Below are 14801 nucleotides of genomic sequence, written 5' to 3' on the forward strand. Positions count from 1 at the left end.
TGGCAGCGAATGTTCCGGGAGGAGGGGCGCTCTATGGTAAATCTGAAAATGAAGAAAGACCGGATCAGGGAGCTTGATGAAAAGAGGTCGGAATGGGCCGCTCTTCCGGTTTCGGACCGGTTATATGAGAATGAAGCGACACTTGTCAAACTGTTCGGAAATAGTGATGATTTAATTGTTCAATTGTATGAGCGAGAATCGTTTTCCTTTATGATCGTTTATCTTGAGAATATGACAGACAGACAGCAAATTGAAGAATTTATCGTAGCTCCTATTCTTCAGAAGCTGCAGCAGGATATTCCAGTGGGCGGTCCGGAATGGATAAAAGATACGCTCGCGGTTTCTGCAGGAATGCAGCATCTGACGGAGTTTAATGAATCAACGGATTCTCTATTAAGAGGGGGAGTTTTGCTTTTTGCAGACGGGCTGTCTTTAGCCTATTCAATTCCTCTGACATCCTGGAGATCGCGTACGATCGAAGAACCCCAGTCACAGACAATGGTCCGGGGGCCCAGGGAAGGATTCGTGGAAACTCTTTCTGAAAATCTTCCGCTGATCAGAAGAAGAATTTCAACACCGCTTCTTCATTTCCAATCCATGACTGCAGGGAAAATTACGCAAACGAAGCTGATTATCGGATATGTTGAAGGACTTGCAGATAAAAAGGTGCTCAATCACCTCCATTCAAAGCTGTCTACACTGGAAACAGATAAATTGTTCGAAACGGGCATGATTGAGGAATTGCTTAAGGATAACCTGTTTACGCCCTTCCCGCTATTTTTATCTACGGAAAGGCCGGATGTTGCGGCATCTGCTCTTACCGAAGGAAAAGTAATCATCCTGATGGAAGGCACTCCTTTTTGCATAATTGCCCCAGCGACGTTTTGGTCGTTTTTCCAAGCTGCAGAGGATTACTATCAAAACTATGATATTGCTTCCCTTGTGAGGGTCATCAGGCTCCTTGCCTATATCATATCCCTTGCATTTCCTGCTACATATATAGCTGTGACAACATTTCATCAGGAGCTGATCCCATCTGAACTGTTAATCAGTCTGGCTGCTCAGAGAGAAGGGGTTCCTTTTCCTGCCTTCATTGAAGCCCTTTTAATGGAGGTCATTTTTGAAATTTTAAGGGAAGCAGGGGTCCGTATGCCCCGTCCGGTCGGTTCTGCCGTATCGATTGTAGGTGCGATCGTAATAGGGGAATCGGCGGTTGCAGCAGGACTTGTCTCCCCTGGAATCGTTATCGTCGTATCGCTGACAGCGATTTCGAGCTTTGTTGCTCCTTATTATTCATTTGCAGGCGCCAGCCGGCTGCTGCGCTTTGCCTTAATGGTGACCGCTTCAACCATTGGAATATATGGAATGACTTTATTCGTTATCGCTCTCGTCATTCATCTTGCATCGCTTGAGTCTGCCGGTGTTCCTTACTTTCAGCCGTTTGCTCCTTTCAAACTGGATGATCAGAAGGACAGCTTTTTAAGAATGCCTCTATGGATTACGAATACAAAGCTGTATAAGCGGCTCCAAGCCAGGCAGGAGAACGGTGGTGCGCAATGAAAAAATGGCCGCTCCTAATAGCAATATGCATTTTGCTGGCATCCTGTGGAAGAGTAGAATTGAACGAACTTGCTATTATTTCCGGACTCGGTTTTGATGAAAGTTCCGAGGGCCTCAGTATGTCCATGCAGCTCGTTAATCCGGGTGCTACAGCAAAGTCGAAAGGCGCAAATGATTCGGGAGGTACGGGTGGATCTGTATTTACCTATACTATTACTGGCCGAAACATTACAGAAATCATGGAAAAAGCCAGAAATCTGTTTTCTCGCAAAGTCTATTTTTCTCATGTGTCCGTTATTCTGATTGGTGAGCAGCTCGCGAGAAAGAAAGGGTTTCTCCCGATTATTGATTATCTGGAGCGTTATTACCAAATTAGGGATAACATCAATATGTTCGTTGCAAAGGAAAGCTCTGCAAAGGAAATCCTTTCTGTATATCTGCCAATTCAGAATATGCCTGCCCTCTCCATCAGCAGAAGAATTGAAATATACGGGGGCAGCATGGGGCTGGAGAGAGGAATTGAAATCCAGGATGTTGTCCGCTGGAGCTTCGGTTCATACATAGATCCCGTCATACCGGGAATTAGAAAGAAAATCGAGATGGATGCTTCTGAAACCTCTGTGCTTGAACAAATTGATGGTGATCAAAAGATGTTTGAAATGACGGGGCTTGCATACTTTGGGGATCGTAAACTCTCGGGATGGTTTACACAGGAGGAATCACGCGGATGGGCTTTGCTAACAGGTAAAGCAGCAGAATTTGAAACCAGTGTCGATTGCCCCGGATACCCGGGAGAGCAGGTTGGGCTCCGGTTTAAGCAGACGAAAGGGCGGATCAGGGTCAGTTCGTTGGAGCCACTGCTTTATACAGCTGGAATTTCAGCGAAAGCAGTGATTCAAGAGGTAACATGTCCCGTTATTCTGGAAAAAGGCAGCGGCCTTAAAGAAATCGAAAAAAAAGCAGAGCAAAAACTTAAAGAAGAGATGCAAAAAACCTTTTCCAAAACCGTTTCTTCTGGTTCAGATCCATTAGGGCTTGGACAGCTGCTTTATGAAAATCATTATTCAGACTGGAGGAGAATGAAAAAACAATGGGAACAGCTTTATAAAACAGCAAAGCTTGAACCGGCAGTGGATATCAGCATTGAACAGACTGGGTTGAGGGTGAAGAGTGTTTATGAAAAATAAAAAATACAAGGCAGTGCTTGCGATTGTCTGGTTCTTCACTGCTGGATATGGCATTTTCTCTTTTTTCCAAATCGAGGTTTTTCCAGTAGATGAATGGATTTCAGCTGCGCTTGACCCTCTTTATTCTATCCTGTTTGAAGGGGGAGACCAGCCATGAATCAAGTGATTTCCAAGCGGCAGCTCTTATACATCACCATCAGTTTTATAACGGGCAGCTCTGTTTTAATGGCACCGGGTCTCACTGCAGGCTTTGCCAAAAATGAAGCATGGTTATCAATGATTCTTGCATTCGTTATCGGACTTCTCTTAAATTTTGCCTTAATCCTTCTTTTGAAAAAATATCATTACGCATCCATATTTGAAGTTTGTGAAAAGGTGCTTGGAAAGCATGCAAGTGTATTGGTAAATGTCCTTATCATTTTTTACGCCCTGCACCTTGCGGCATACATTTTAAGAAACTTAAGCAACTTTATGACCAGCTCCATAAGCCCTGAAAGCAGTCCTGCCGTCTTTCAAATCCTCATTTTGCTGGTTGTGATGTACTCCGTTTTTTTCGGGTTAAACAACGTTGCGAGAGTCAATGAATTTTTTACTCCTGTCATGATCCTCCTGCTGCTGTTTTCTGTTCTACTAGTTATGAATCAATTTGAACTTGCGAACCTAAAGCCCTATTTTTCACGGGGCTTCCACGCAATCTGGCATGGAGCGTATACAGTCCTTGGCTTTCCATTTATTGAAATTATACTCATGTCGTGTGTTTTTACGTATGTGAGCGATAAAAACAAACTTGGAAGAACGTATTTGGCGGGCTTGCTCATTGGGGGGGTGATCCTATCTGTCATCGTGCTGCTGAGTATCGGCATTCAGGGCTATGACCTTGTCATAAGACAAACCTATTCCACCTTTGAAATGATGAGGGACATTACCATTGTGAAGCTTTTTGAACGGGTTGAAGTATTGATTGGCGTATTTTGGATATTTGGAATTTTTGTTAAAATTACGTTTTGCCTGCAGTCTGCAATGCTCGGATTTAAAACTCTTACAAAGCATTCCACCTATCGACCCTTTATCCTTCCATCTGCTCTGTTTGTCTGGATCATGGCAAATAAAACACACGAAAGCCTGGTAGATTTCAATAATTTCGTCCTTAAATACTGGACGCTGTGGTGGTTTGTCCTGTATCTCCTGATGATTCTTGTGCTGTCCGCCGGGATCGTTCTGAAAAAACACCATGCAAAAACAAAAGGCAGGTAAAAAACAGATTTGGCACGGTAAATGGCGTATTTCAGAAATTGTGCTTCATTGGGCTATTTGATACGATACTTCTGTATCTCCCTTTAGAATCACTTTTTGAAAGGATGAATGTTTATTTTATGCAGGCACATTTAAAGCAGCACCTTATTTTAGCTTCTGGTTCGCCCCGCAGAAAAGAATTGCTGGAAGGTCTTCAAATTCCGTTCAATGTAATCATTACCGATGTCGATGAAACCATTGAAGGAGAGGTGTCTCCTGAAGAAGCGGTTCAGCAGCTTGCAAGGAGAAAAGCCATGCATATTGCAGAATCTTTTCCCGACTCCTTTATTGTCGCTGCGGATACAGCTGTGGTTTTGAACGGGCAGATTCTCGGCAAACCGCGGGATGAATCAGATGCCATCCGAACGTTAGGACAGCTTTCAGGCAAGACTCACAGGGTGCTGACCGGAGTTTCCATTTTCAGAGGAAAAAAGGAAAAGTCCTTTTTTACTTCAACAGACGTAACATTCTGGAATTTGTCCGGAGAAGAAATTCAAGCTTATGCTGAAACGGGCGAACCGCTTGATAAAGCAGGCTCCTATGGCATCCAGGGACTGGGAAAAGCATTCGTAAAGGAAATCAGCGGCGATTACTTTTCCGTAGTCGGGCTCCCGGTCTCCAGACTGATCCGTGAATTAAGAGAGATAGGGTTTTCCTGTTAGCAAAGATGAGCGCAAAAGGGAAAAGGAGGAACAATGAATCCATCATTGCTTAAAATCCGTGATTTCCCTGCAGAAGAAAGACCGAGAGAAAGGCTTTTGAACGATGGACCGGGCAATCTTTCCAATCAGGAGCTTATTGCCATCCTGCTGAGAACGGGCTCTGCAAGCGAGTCTGTTCTTCAGCTTGCTTCGAGACTGCTCGCCCATTTTGAAGGATTGAAGCTCCTTAAGGATGCTTCGATTGAAGAGATTACTTCGATTTCGGGAATCGGCCAGGCGAAAGCCACCCAGCTTCTTGCTTCAATGGAGCTCGGAAAAAGAATTCTCAAGCTTTCAAACGAAGAAAGATATGTCATCAGGTCGCCGCAGGACGGAGCCAACTATGTAATGGAAGAAATGCGGTTTCTGACGCAGGAGCATTTTGTCTGTCTATACCTCAATACGAAAAACCACGTCATTCATAAGCACACCGTTTTTATTGGGAGCCTGAATGCTTCCATCGTCCACCCGAGGGAGGTGTTCAAGGAAGCATTCAGGCGCTCCGCTGCTTCGTTTATCTGCATCCATAACCACCCTTCAGGGGACCCTTCCCCCAGCCGTGAAGACATTGAAGTGACGAAACGTTTATCCGAATGCGGAAAAATGATTGGAATTGAATTGCTGGATCATCTGATCATTGGTGACAGAAAATACATCAGCTTAAAGGAAAAAGGCTATTTGTAACCTGAATTTCACTTTTTTTTTTGACAAATTACGTTATAATAAGGTTTATGAGTTTTTTCATTGCACGACATCCTTATAAATAAAAAAGTGATTCGTTTCAGAAAGGGAGATACATGAATGTTTGGAATTGGTACTAGAGACCTTGGAATAGATTTAGGTACAGCGAATACCCTCGTGTTTGTAAAAGGAAGAGGAATTGTTCTCCGTGAGCCTTCAGTTGTGGCACTGCAAACAGATACCAAATCCATCGTTGCCGTCGGAAACGATGCTAAAAATATGATTGGCCGGACTCCGGGAAACGTGGTTGCTTTGCGGCCGATGAAAGATGGCGTAATTGCTGATTATGAGACAACTGCAACAATGATGAAGTATTACATAAAGCAAGCTACGAAAAACAAAAGCCTTTTTTCACGAAAGCCATACGTTATGGTCTGTGTGCCATCCGGCATCACGGCAGTTGAAGAGCGCGCAGTCATTGATGCTACAAGACAGGCCGGCGCCCGGGATGCCTACACGATAGAGGAGCCTTTTGCCGCTGCGATCGGTGCAAACCTCCCTGTTTGGGAGCCTACAGGCAGCATGGTTGTGGACATCGGCGGCGGTACGACGGAAGTGGCAATCATTTCACTTGGGGGAATTGTCACAAGCCAGTCCATCCGGGTAGCTGGGGATGAAATGGACGACGCCATCATTAATTATATCCGGAAAACGTACAACCTGATGATCGGGGACCGTACTGCAGAAGCGATTAAAATGGAAGTTGGTTCTGCCGGATCCTATGAGAGTGTAGACAATATGGAAATTCGCGGCCGGGACTTGCTGACGGGTCTTCCGAAAACCATCGAAATTACGGCGAAGGAAATTGCTGAAGCCCTTCGTGATACGGTGTACACGATTGTTGATACGGTAAAAAATACGCTTGAAAAAACTCCGCCTGAACTGGCGGCCGATATTATGGACCGCGGCATTGTGTTAACAGGAGGAGGAGCTTTGCTCCGCAACCTGGATAAAGTCATCAGCGAGGAGACCAACATGCCTGTTCTGATCGCTGAGAATCCTCTTGATTGCGTCGCCATCGGAACGGGAAAAGCTCTGGAGCATATTCATTTGTTCAAAGGAAAAACAAAAAATTTCCGCTGAAGGTATATTCGTTCGGTGTCTCTTTAAAGAGGCGCCGAATGCTTTTCAGGCATAATTGTAAGGAAAAGGAATTCTAAATGTGAAGAGGTGTAAATGATGCCGCCTTTTTTTATGAACAAACGACTCATTCTGCTGCTGGCAAGCGTCATTTTGCTCGTTGCATTAATTGGCTTTTCTCTAAAAGGCGACCGAGAACTCACCTGGCCCGAGAAGTTTGTCAAAGATACGACCGGTGTATTTCAATCTGTTTTTCATAAGCCTGCCCAATTTTTCGGCGGTGCCTTTGAAGGAATGTCAGATTTGAAGAATACATATGATGAAAATCAATATTTAAAGTCCAGAATTGAAAAATATGCAAGCCTCGATTCCGAGGTTCAGCGCCTAAGAAAAGAAAATGAAGAGCTTCGGACCGACCTTGACGCCAAAACAGACTTGAGCAAATATGAGCCGATTACGGGAACGCTTATTGCCAGAAACCCTGACCGCTGGTATGAGTACATTACAATCGACCGCGGAAACAAAAATGGGGTGACCGAGGATATGGCGGTCATGACCGGCAAAGGGCTCATCGGAAAAATTAAAAGCGTGAATGAATTTACCTCCACTGTTCAGCTTCTAAGCGCCCAGGACCGGGTGAACCAGGTGCCTGCAATCGTTGAGGGGGACAAAGAGATTTTCGGTCTCATTGCGGGCTATGATGAGAAAAAAGAAATGCTGCTGTACCGGAACATCAACACAAGCATGGATATCAAAAAAGGACAAAAGGTCGTTACGGCCGGAAATGGCGGCGTGTTTCCAGGCGGTCTCCTGATAGGAACGGTGGAAGACGTACAGCCCGATTCCTACGGCTTGACGAAAATGGCCTACGTGAAACCTGCAGCTGATCTATATGATGTCGATAACGTCTTTATTGCTAAACGTGATGCCCCTGTGCCTCCAGAAGGGGATGTCAGTGACGGTGAAGCGGAGGAGGAATCCAATTGAGGCGATTTCTTCTTCCGCTTGTTGTCTTGTTTTTCTTTATTATGGAGAGTACAGCAGGTGATTTGTTTCTGGTCCCAGCCTTTTCGGAGGATATGTTTTACATCCCTAGATTCGTTCTGCTCCTGTTAATTTTCATATCGGTTTACGTTAAAGACAGCTTTGCCATTCCCTATGCTGCCATATTCGGCCTGCTCCATGATATTGTCTACACAGAAATACTTGGAGTCTATCTGATTGCCTATCCCTTTTTGACGTATATGGCAGGAAGAGCGCTTAGAGTTCTTCAGAACAATGCCTTCGTTGTATTACTGGTGGGGATGCTCGCCATTAGCCTTTTTGAATTCTATATATATGGAATTCAGCTGATTATCAGCTTAAATCCGCTCAATTTCTATGAATTTACCAACCGGAGACTGCTTCCGACGCTTGCCGTAAATTCAATTGCGGGTCTTGTCATGATTTTTCCTTTAAAAACGTTCCTGACTGCTCTGAGAAGGCAAACAGAGGACTAACCAGACCTGCCGTATTCTCTCTTTTACAGCAGGGAATATTGACCGGGCAGCTGTTACCGGCAAAAAAGGAGAATCGGATCGGTTTGTCGAATTTGTAATGCTATTGAGGTGAACATCGTGAAAGCCCAAAAACAGCAGTATGTGACAATAAAAGGAACAAAGGATGGCCTCACTCTTTATTTAGATGATGGCTGTACGTATGAAACGCTGATCTCCGAACTGGAAGAGATGCTTTCCTCAAAGCAATACGTACAGGAAAACGGCCCGTTAATCGGGGTGAGCGTTAAGTCCGGCAAGCGCCTTCTCACAGAAGAGCAGCAGCAAACGGTGAAAACAACCATCCGAAAAAAGAAAAATCTTGTCGTCGAACAGATCGAGTCTGATGTTGTGACAAAAGAAGAGGCCAACAGGCTGAAAAAAGAGGCCGAGGTTGTGAAAGCTGCAAGAATTGTCCGTTCCGGACAAGTGCTGCACGTGGAAGGGGATCTTCTTTTAATCGGGGATGTCAATCCCGGCGGCACAGTCATTGCGAACGGCAGCATATTTGTGCTCGGCGTCCTGAGAGGTATGGCACATGCAGGGTACAGCGGAAACAGCCGGGCGATTATCGCCGCGTCTGTCATGGCACCGGCACAGCTTAAAATCTTTGATTCTCTTAATCAGGCTCCTGAGCGTATCCATGCAGAGGAACACGGGATGGAGTGTGCGTACATAGACGATGAAGGGCACATGAAAAGAGACCGGCTCCAAAATGTAATGTATGTAAGACCTGATATAACTACGCTTGAGGGGGGAATGTAACCGTGGGAGAGGCGATTGTTGTAACCTCTGGAAAAGGCGGGGTTGGGAAAACCACTACCTCTGCCAATTTAGGAACGTCCCTGGCCATACTGGGCAAAAAGGTATGTCTGATTGATACCGATATTGGTTTGCGTAATCTCGATGTGGTAATGGGACTCGAAAACCGGATTATTTATGATTTAGTAGATGTTGTCGAAGAGCGCTGCAAAATCCACCAGGCACTTGTGAAGGATAAACGGTTTGATGATTTGCTTTACCTGCTGCCGGCCGCACAGACGAGCGATAAATCCGCCGTTTCGCCCGAGCAGATGAAAAAACTCGTCGATGAACTCAAGCAGGACTATGATTATATCGTAATCGATTGTCCGGCTGGAATTGAGCAAGGCTTTAAAAATGCTGTAGCCGGAGCAGACAAGGCGATTGTCGTCACGACCCCGGAAGTATCGGCAGTCAGAGATGCAGACCGGATCATCGGACTTCTTGAAAAAGAAGACATTGAGCCGCCGAAGCTTGTTATCAACCGGATCCGCAATCACCTCGTCCAGAATGGCGACATGCTGGATGTGGATGAAATTGTGGCGCATCTTTCCATTGATCTGCTCGGCATTGTGGCCGATGATGATCAGGTGATCAAAGCTTCCAACAGCGGAGAACCAATCGCGATGGATCCGAATAACCGCGCCTCTATTGCCTACCGGAACATCGCCAGACGAATCCTCGGCGAATCCGTTCCGCTGCAGGCACTCGATCCGCAGGATCTGGGCTTTATTGATAAAATTAAAAAGTTCTTTGGGGCCAGGGTTTAACCGGGCCAGGCTATGCAGAAGCAATCCCTGTAAGGGGGTTGCTTTTTTTTGCGCCGGGGCTTCATTTACGCTTTCTCACAGCAGGGTTTATTTCGGAGATTGAACAGCGAGAAGAGCGGTCCGGAGCGGTGGGGGGCGTCCTTTTGACTCCCATCAGACCGAATCTTCGAATAAGCGGGAAATGAAGCGTGAGGACTTAGTTGGCGGATAAGCATGCGGGCACTTTTCAGGTCTTTTTTGAAGGCAATAAGACCGTTTACTCACATTTTTAGCGATGGGAGCACTTTTCATAGCTTATTTTTATACTTGTGAAGCTGTTTCAGGGGAGGATGATCAGGATATTGTCCTTACTTCTGTTTTATTGTCCGTACTCCTCAACTTATTGTCCTAACTTTTATTTTATTGTCCTAACTTTTATTTTATTGTCCGTACTCCTCATTTTATTGTCCGTACTTTCGATATAATTACTTTTCGACAAAATTCGCCAAAGCTAGGTCCGTTACTAGCAATAGGAGCAAGCCCCGCTGCTGCACACCAACTCCTCTAACCGACCACTCCCCCGGTCAGATAGGTCATGTACGGCCATGTTCGTATCAGCCGCATCGGTGATCCTTTCCACTTCAGGCAGCATAGGAGGCACAGCAACTCTGTTAGAAGCCCCCGTCAGCCTATTAATCGCAGCATGAACCCCAGAGGAAACAGATCCCTTGAGCAGGCGCACCGCCGCCTGGCTTTTTTCATGCTGAAGAAAACATATTTCCGACGGACAAGTCATAGACTTGTACAAATGATTAGTAGAGGGTGGAGGATGCGGATGTCCAGAAGGGCCGATGAAATAAGGAGACGGATGGCGAGAAGAAGAAAAGCAAAACCTTCTGCGGAAAAAGCAGATAGTCCATTAATCTGGAAAAAAGAAGCCTTTGTTGAAGAAGAGGAAAAATATACAGGAATTCTTCAGTCCTATGAGGGTGGACCGGATACGCTGAAGGAAGCCGGCCACCCTTTGTTTAAGCCCGAAGTGTTTCTTTTTAAACTGTTTCTTTCAGCCTGTCTCGTTTTGGCGATGGCGGTCGTTTTTAAGGACCATACCGCAAAACTTGATCCTGTCCGGGGAACGGTCGAAACGGCTTTAAGCCAGGAATTTCAATTTGCTTCGGTTTCAGCCTGGTATCAGAAGCAGTTTGGCCACCCGCTTGCCTTGTTTCAAGCCGCTCCAAATGAAGGGGTTCCGGAGCAGCTGTCCCCAAAAACGGAGTTTGCTTTGCCTGCTTCAGGTAAGGTGATGGAAAATTTTAAAGCGAACGGCCAGGGCGTGTTGGTGGAGACTGTTCAGCCGGCTGTAAAAGCGATGAACGAAGGGATCGTTATTGCTGCGGACCAGCAGCCGGATACCGGTCTGACTGTCGTCCTTCAGCATGCAGACGGCAGTGAAACGTGGTACGGGAATCTTAACGCAGTGGATGTTGCTCTTTATGATTTTGTAAAAATGGGCAAGGAAGTCGGGACAATTAAGGTGAATGAAAATAAAAAGGGAACGTATTATTTTGCAATCAAGCAGGGCGGCAGCTTTGTTGACCCGAATAAGGTGATTTCCTTTGACTAAATACGGGTCTTTGCTCCGGAAAATCCACATTCACCCTTTTATGTGGGTTATGATGGCAATCAGCGCAGCAACGGCCCAGTTTAAAACGCTTGCCCTTCTTTTGATCATCGTTTTGATTCACGAGCTTGGGCATGCCGTATGTGCGGTTTATTTTTCATGGAGAGTGAAGTCGATTGTGCTTTTGCCATTTGGCGGTGCTGCAGAAATGGAGGAGCACGGCAACCGTTCCATCAAAGAGGAGCTCGCTGTCATCCTTGCAGGCCCATGCCAGCATATTCTTATGCAGGGGTTCGTCTGGATGATGTATCTTGCGGGCCTCGTATCGCCGGATGATTTTTCGCTTTTCACGTTTTATAATCTCTCCATTTTTCTATTTAACCTTCTTCCAATCTGGCCTCTTGATGGGGGGAAGCTTCTGTTTATCCTGTTTTCCCTTTATAAGCCCTTTCCGGCGGCGCATAAGCAAATGATCGTTTTTTCTGCCTGTTTTTTAATTGTTTACAAGCTGGCGGTCCTCACCCTTTTCCCATTTCAGCTGAATTTATGGATGATTACCGTCTTTTTATGCTACAGCTTATATCATGAGTATAAGCAGCGGCGGTTTGTTCATCTCCGGTTTTTGATGGACCGCTACTATGGAAGCCAGAAAGCCATCCAAAAGCTCGATCCTCTAAATGTGGAGTCCGATGAAGAACTGCTGGCCGTGATGTCCAGGTTTAAGAGAGGCTGCAAGCATCCCATCATCGTTTATCGTGAAGGAGATAAGTGGTCGGAACTGGATGAAAATGAACTTCTGCACGCGTTCTTTTCCGAGAAGCGCACGAATTCGAGAATTGAGGAACTTGTCTATGCGTATTGACTTCCGCTGAAAAAAGTGAGTAAATGGGGGAAAATGAGCGTAAAAGAGGGAAATCGGTGAAAACGCTAATTGTACAAACCAGTCAGCAGGAAAACAGGATTGCTTTGTTTGAGCATGGAAAACTGACAGATGTGAAAATCATCAGATCCAGCCGGCAAGGCAAGGCCGGAAGTATTTATCTCGGGAAGGTCGAGAAAGTAATCAAAGGAATGCAGGCTGCATTCGTTGATATAGGACTTGAAAAAAATGGATTTATCAGGGTGGAGGACCTGCCTGAATACAGGCTCGCCGAATCAAAAAAACCGGTCTCCTCTTATTTACATGAAGGGCAAAAGCTGATTGTCCAGATCAAAAAAGAAGGGGATGAATGGAAGGGTCCGGCTTTAACGGCGAATATTGAAATTCCGGGCCATGCATTTATTTACATGCCTTTTGGAGGCAAAATGACTGTGTCCAGAAAGTTAGCTGAATCGGATGAAAAAAGATTAAGAGAATGGGGGAATGCTCTTCTTGGAAATGGAGAAGGCATTCTGATCCGGACTGCAGCGGCTGCGTTGACGAATGAAGAATTGGAAAAGGAATTCGCTGAGCTTAAAAACCAGTGGAAGGAGCTTCTTTTGCCTGCCTCGGCTAAAGCGCCGGCCGAAATGAAATCAGGCGGTGATCTGCTGGAGGCCATCGTATCAGAACGGCCTCTCACTGCCTACGGGTCTATTCACTGCAGCGAGGCCGGGCTGGCCGGGCGCCTGAAGAGGCAGCTGCCGGAGGACGCAGCAACGGAAGTGCTTTTCATGAGAGACGGCTCTGAAGTTTACGATACCCTTGATGCAGAAATACAGAAGCTTCAGAAAAAAGCGGTATGGCTGAAAAACGGGGCCTATCTCCTGATCGAAAAAACAGAAGCCCTGCATGTCATCGATGTAAATTCAGGAAAATACACAGGCAAAGACTCTCAGCGCCGCACAGTTCTCGAAACCAACAGAGAAGCGGCTTCAGAAGCGGCAAGGCAAATACGGCTAAGAAATTTAAGCGGGATTATTCTCATTGATTTTATAGACATGAAGGACGCTGCCGATCAGGAGAGCATCCTCTCTATTATGCAGAAGCAATTCGAGCGGGACCGCATCCAAACCCGAATCATTGGATTTACAGAGCTGAACCTGCTCCAGATTACGAGGAAAAAGACGAGTGAAGATATAAGCACGCTTTTATCCGCTCCATGCAGGGTCTGCAGCGGGAACGGAAGGGTGGAATCTGCCGAAACCGCCATCATCAGCCTTGAGAGGGTGCTGCAAAGCTGCCGCTATATGGACTATGAGGCAGTCTGGGTACAGGCAGACTCTGAGGTGGCGGCTGAATTACATAAAAGAAGAGAAGAGCTTGAGCAAAGTCTGCATTTTCGGATCATGATTACTTCTGCTGAAATGGACAGGCCGGGCTATTCACTCCGCCACACAGGAAGTGAAAAAGAAATTCTTGAACGAATCGCGAATCAGGAAAAGAATATTGACAGATAGAACGATGTTCTGGTAATATTCATATGTTACTGTTTGTAGCACCCGTGGCTACAACCGCTCGGATGCAGGTTTTAAGCAATCGCTGTGAGCTTCATGGCTGTTCACCTGTACACTGGCGAGTCTGAGTATAAATAGGAGGTGCAGTGGAATGTACGCAATTATCGAAACTGGCGGAAAGCAAATTAAAGTAGCGGAAGGCCAAGCAGTCTACATTGAAAAAGTGGCAGGCGAGCTAGGTGAAACAGTTACTTTTGACAAGGTTTTATTCGTAGGCGGCGACGACGCTAAAGTTGGAAGCCCTCTAGTATCCGGAGCAACCGTTACGGCAAAGGTTGAAAAACAGGGCCGTGCGAAAAAATTGGTTGTTTTCAAATACAAAGCGAAGAAGAACCAGCGTAAAAAACAAGGTCATCGTCAGCCATACACTAAAGTTGTTATTGAAAAAATCAACGCGTAAGGCTTGATCCTATGATAAACGTTACAGTGAACCGCTCTGAGGACGGTTCCATTCAATCCTTCACTATGTCGGGACACGCTGATTTTGATGATACGGGCAAAGATCTGGTATGTGCAGGTGCATCCTGCGTTGCGTTTGGCTCGATCAATTCAGTCATTGCGCTTACCGGTCTCGAGCCTGTGTTGGAAATGAATCAGGAGCACGGGTATTTGTCCTTTGAGTGGCCTGAATCAGCAGCAGGTGAAGCTTTTCAAAAAGGCCAGCTGCTGCTGGAGGGCATGCTTGTCTCCATGAAGACGATTGAAGATCAATATGGAGAATACATTCGCGTTACCATTCTGCAAAGGTAGGAGGTGAACCTCATGTTGAAATTGGACATTCAATTTTTCGCTTCCAAAAAGGGAGTAGGTTCCACAAAAAACGGCCGTGATTCACAATCGAAACGTCTTGGCGCTAAACGTGCTGACGGACAATTCGTAAGTGGAGGATCCATCCTTTACCGCCAGCGCGGTACAAAGATTTATCCTGGTGAGAACGTTGGCCGCGGCGGTGACGACACTCTATTTGCTAAAGTTGACGGTGTAGTGCGTTTCGAACGCTTCGGCCGCGACCGCAAAAAAGTGAGCGTATACCCTGCAGCTCAAGAAGCTTAATTCAACCGAAACTCTAGCTGAATAAGGGCTAGAGTTTCTTTTTT

Annotated in this window: 17 protein-coding genes and 1 other annotated feature; all 17 genes read left to right on the plus strand. The window is 45.9% G+C overall.

The features are described from left to right. Window positions 1–33 precede the first annotated feature (33 nt). The 17 genes from ACQCV8_RS06530 to rpmA all read left to right on the plus strand — a co-directional run bounded on the left by ACQCV8_RS06530 (window position 34) and on the right by rpmA (window position 14757). Complete coding sequence (locus ACQCV8_RS06530) at window positions 34–1560, plus strand: spore germination protein (RefSeq protein ID WP_426843752.1); 1527 nt, start codon at window positions 34–36, stop codon at window positions 1558–1560. Further along, on the plus strand, window positions 1557–2747 hold the full coding sequence (locus ACQCV8_RS06535; RefSeq protein WP_426843753.1) for a Ger(x)C family spore germination protein: 1191 nt from the start codon (window positions 1557–1559) through the stop codon (window positions 2745–2747). The genes ACQCV8_RS06530 and ACQCV8_RS06535 overlap by 4 nt, the downstream gene beginning before the upstream one ends. Next, complete coding sequence (locus ACQCV8_RS06540; RefSeq protein ID WP_426843754.1) at window positions 2737–2904, plus strand: hypothetical protein; 168 nt, start codon at window positions 2737–2739, stop codon at window positions 2902–2904. Before ACQCV8_RS06535 ends, ACQCV8_RS06540 begins: the two co-directional genes overlap by 11 nt. Then, window positions 2901–4001, plus strand: a complete 1101-nt coding sequence (locus ACQCV8_RS06545) for a GerAB/ArcD/ProY family transporter (RefSeq protein WP_426843755.1) — start codon at window positions 2901–2903, stop codon at window positions 3999–4001. Before ACQCV8_RS06540 ends, ACQCV8_RS06545 begins: the two co-directional genes overlap by 4 nt. Window positions 4002–4120: 119 nt before the next feature. Then, window positions 4121–4702, plus strand: a complete 582-nt coding sequence (locus ACQCV8_RS06550) for a Maf family protein (RefSeq protein ID WP_426843756.1) — start codon at window positions 4121–4123, stop codon at window positions 4700–4702. A gap of 33 nt (window positions 4703–4735) precedes the next feature. Further along, entirely contained in the window at window positions 4736–5425 is a 690-nt protein-coding gene (gene radC, locus ACQCV8_RS06555) for a RadC family protein (protein WP_426843757.1), read from the plus strand. Window positions 5426–5542: 117 nt separating this feature from the next. Further along, the gene (locus ACQCV8_RS06560; protein ID WP_426843758.1) at window positions 5543–6565 is read left to right on the plus strand and encodes a rod shape-determining protein; all 1023 of its coding nucleotides are present in this window, start codon (window positions 5543–5545) and stop codon (window positions 6563–6565) included. 96 nt (window positions 6566–6661) lie between these two features. Then, on the plus strand, window positions 6662–7549 hold the full coding sequence (gene mreC, locus ACQCV8_RS06565) for a rod shape-determining protein MreC (RefSeq protein ID WP_426843813.1): 888 nt from the start codon (window positions 6662–6664) through the stop codon (window positions 7547–7549). Continuing rightward, on the plus strand, window positions 7546–8061 hold the full coding sequence (mreD, locus tag ACQCV8_RS06570) for a rod shape-determining protein MreD (protein WP_426843759.1): 516 nt from the start codon (window positions 7546–7548) through the stop codon (window positions 8059–8061). The genes mreC and mreD overlap by 4 nt, the downstream gene beginning before the upstream one ends. A 108-nt stretch (window positions 8062–8169) precedes the next feature. Beyond that, on the plus strand, window positions 8170–8862 hold the full coding sequence (gene minC, locus ACQCV8_RS06575; protein ID WP_426843760.1) for a septum site-determining protein MinC: 693 nt from the start codon (window positions 8170–8172) through the stop codon (window positions 8860–8862). 2 nt (window positions 8863–8864) lie between these two features. Further along, window positions 8865–9668 (plus strand): septum site-determining protein MinD, encoded by an 804-nt coding sequence (minD, locus tag ACQCV8_RS06580; protein ID WP_426843761.1) that lies wholly within the window; start codon window positions 8865–8867, stop codon window positions 9666–9668. Between the two features lie 814 nt (window positions 9669–10482). Beyond that, complete coding sequence (locus ACQCV8_RS06585) at window positions 10483–11271, plus strand: peptidoglycan DD-metalloendopeptidase family protein (protein WP_426843762.1); 789 nt, start codon at window positions 10483–10485, stop codon at window positions 11269–11271. Next, entirely contained in the window at window positions 11264–12130 is an 867-nt protein-coding gene (locus ACQCV8_RS06590; RefSeq protein ID WP_426843763.1) for a site-2 protease family protein, read from the plus strand. Before ACQCV8_RS06585 ends, ACQCV8_RS06590 begins: the two co-directional genes overlap by 8 nt. 56 nt (window positions 12131–12186) lie before the next feature. Further along, the gene (locus ACQCV8_RS06595) at window positions 12187–13647 is read left to right on the plus strand and encodes an Rne/Rng family ribonuclease (protein WP_426843764.1); all 1461 of its coding nucleotides are present in this window, start codon (window positions 12187–12189) and stop codon (window positions 13645–13647) included. Window positions 13648–13689: 42 nt separating this feature from the next. Continuing rightward, window positions 13690–13780 (plus strand) — a sequence feature (ribosomal protein L21 leader region). Window positions 13781–13795: 15 nt separating this feature from the next. Further along, the gene (gene rplU / locus ACQCV8_RS06600; RefSeq protein ID WP_426843765.1) at window positions 13796–14104 is read left to right on the plus strand and encodes a 50S ribosomal protein L21; all 309 of its coding nucleotides are present in this window, start codon (window positions 13796–13798) and stop codon (window positions 14102–14104) included. An 11-nt stretch (window positions 14105–14115) separates the two neighbouring features. Next, window positions 14116–14454 carry a ribosomal-processing cysteine protease Prp gene (locus ACQCV8_RS06605; RefSeq protein ID WP_426843766.1) on the plus strand — a complete coding sequence of 113 codons (339 nt, stop codon included), beginning with the start codon at window positions 14116–14118 and terminating at the stop codon, window positions 14452–14454. 12 nt (window positions 14455–14466) lie between these two features. Further along, on the plus strand, window positions 14467–14757 hold the full coding sequence (gene rpmA, locus ACQCV8_RS06610; RefSeq protein ID WP_426843767.1) for a 50S ribosomal protein L27: 291 nt from the start codon (window positions 14467–14469) through the stop codon (window positions 14755–14757). The last annotated feature ends 44 nt before the right edge of the window (window positions 14758–14801 follow it).

Origin of the sequence: Metabacillus sp. 84, from assembly GCF_050107715.1 — a bacterium.
Lineage (GTDB): Bacteria > Bacillota > Bacilli > Bacillales > Bacillaceae > Metabacillus_B.

Excerpts from the sequence above, each read along its gene's own strand:
- radC (WP_426843757.1), top strand. The coding sequence starts at position 4,736 with ATGAATCCATCATTGCTTAAAATCCGTGATTTCCCTGCAGAAGAAAGA.
- ACQCV8_RS06585 (WP_426843762.1), top strand. The coding sequence starts at position 10,483 with ATGTCCAGAAGGGCCGATGAAATAAGGAGACGGATGGCGAGAAGAAGA.
- ACQCV8_RS06560 (WP_426843758.1), top strand. The coding sequence starts at position 5,543 with ATGTTTGGAATTGGTACTAGAGACCTTGGAATAGATTTAGGTACAGCG.
- ACQCV8_RS06545 (WP_426843755.1), top strand. The coding sequence starts at position 2,901 with ATGAATCAAGTGATTTCCAAGCGGCAGCTCTTATACATCACCATCAGT.
- ACQCV8_RS06550 (WP_426843756.1), top strand. The coding sequence starts at position 4,121 with ATGCAGGCACATTTAAAGCAGCACCTTATTTTAGCTTCTGGTTCGCCC.
- rplU (WP_426843765.1), top strand. The coding sequence starts at position 13,796 with ATGTACGCAATTATCGAAACTGGCGGAAAGCAAATTAAAGTAGCGGAA.
- rpmA (WP_426843767.1), top strand. The coding sequence starts at position 14,467 with ATGTTGAAATTGGACATTCAATTTTTCGCTTCCAAAAAGGGAGTAGGT.
- mreC (WP_426843813.1), top strand. The coding sequence starts at position 6,662 with ATGCCGCCTTTTTTTATGAACAAACGACTCATTCTGCTGCTGGCAAGC.
- ACQCV8_RS06535 (WP_426843753.1), top strand. The coding sequence starts at position 1,557 with ATGAAAAAATGGCCGCTCCTAATAGCAATATGCATTTTGCTGGCATCC.
- ACQCV8_RS06540 (WP_426843754.1), top strand. The coding sequence starts at position 2,737 with ATGAAAAATAAAAAATACAAGGCAGTGCTTGCGATTGTCTGGTTCTTC.
- ACQCV8_RS06530 (WP_426843752.1), top strand. The coding sequence starts at position 34 with ATGGTAAATCTGAAAATGAAGAAAGACCGGATCAGGGAGCTTGATGAA.
- ACQCV8_RS06605 (WP_426843766.1), top strand. The coding sequence starts at position 14,116 with ATGATAAACGTTACAGTGAACCGCTCTGAGGACGGTTCCATTCAATCC.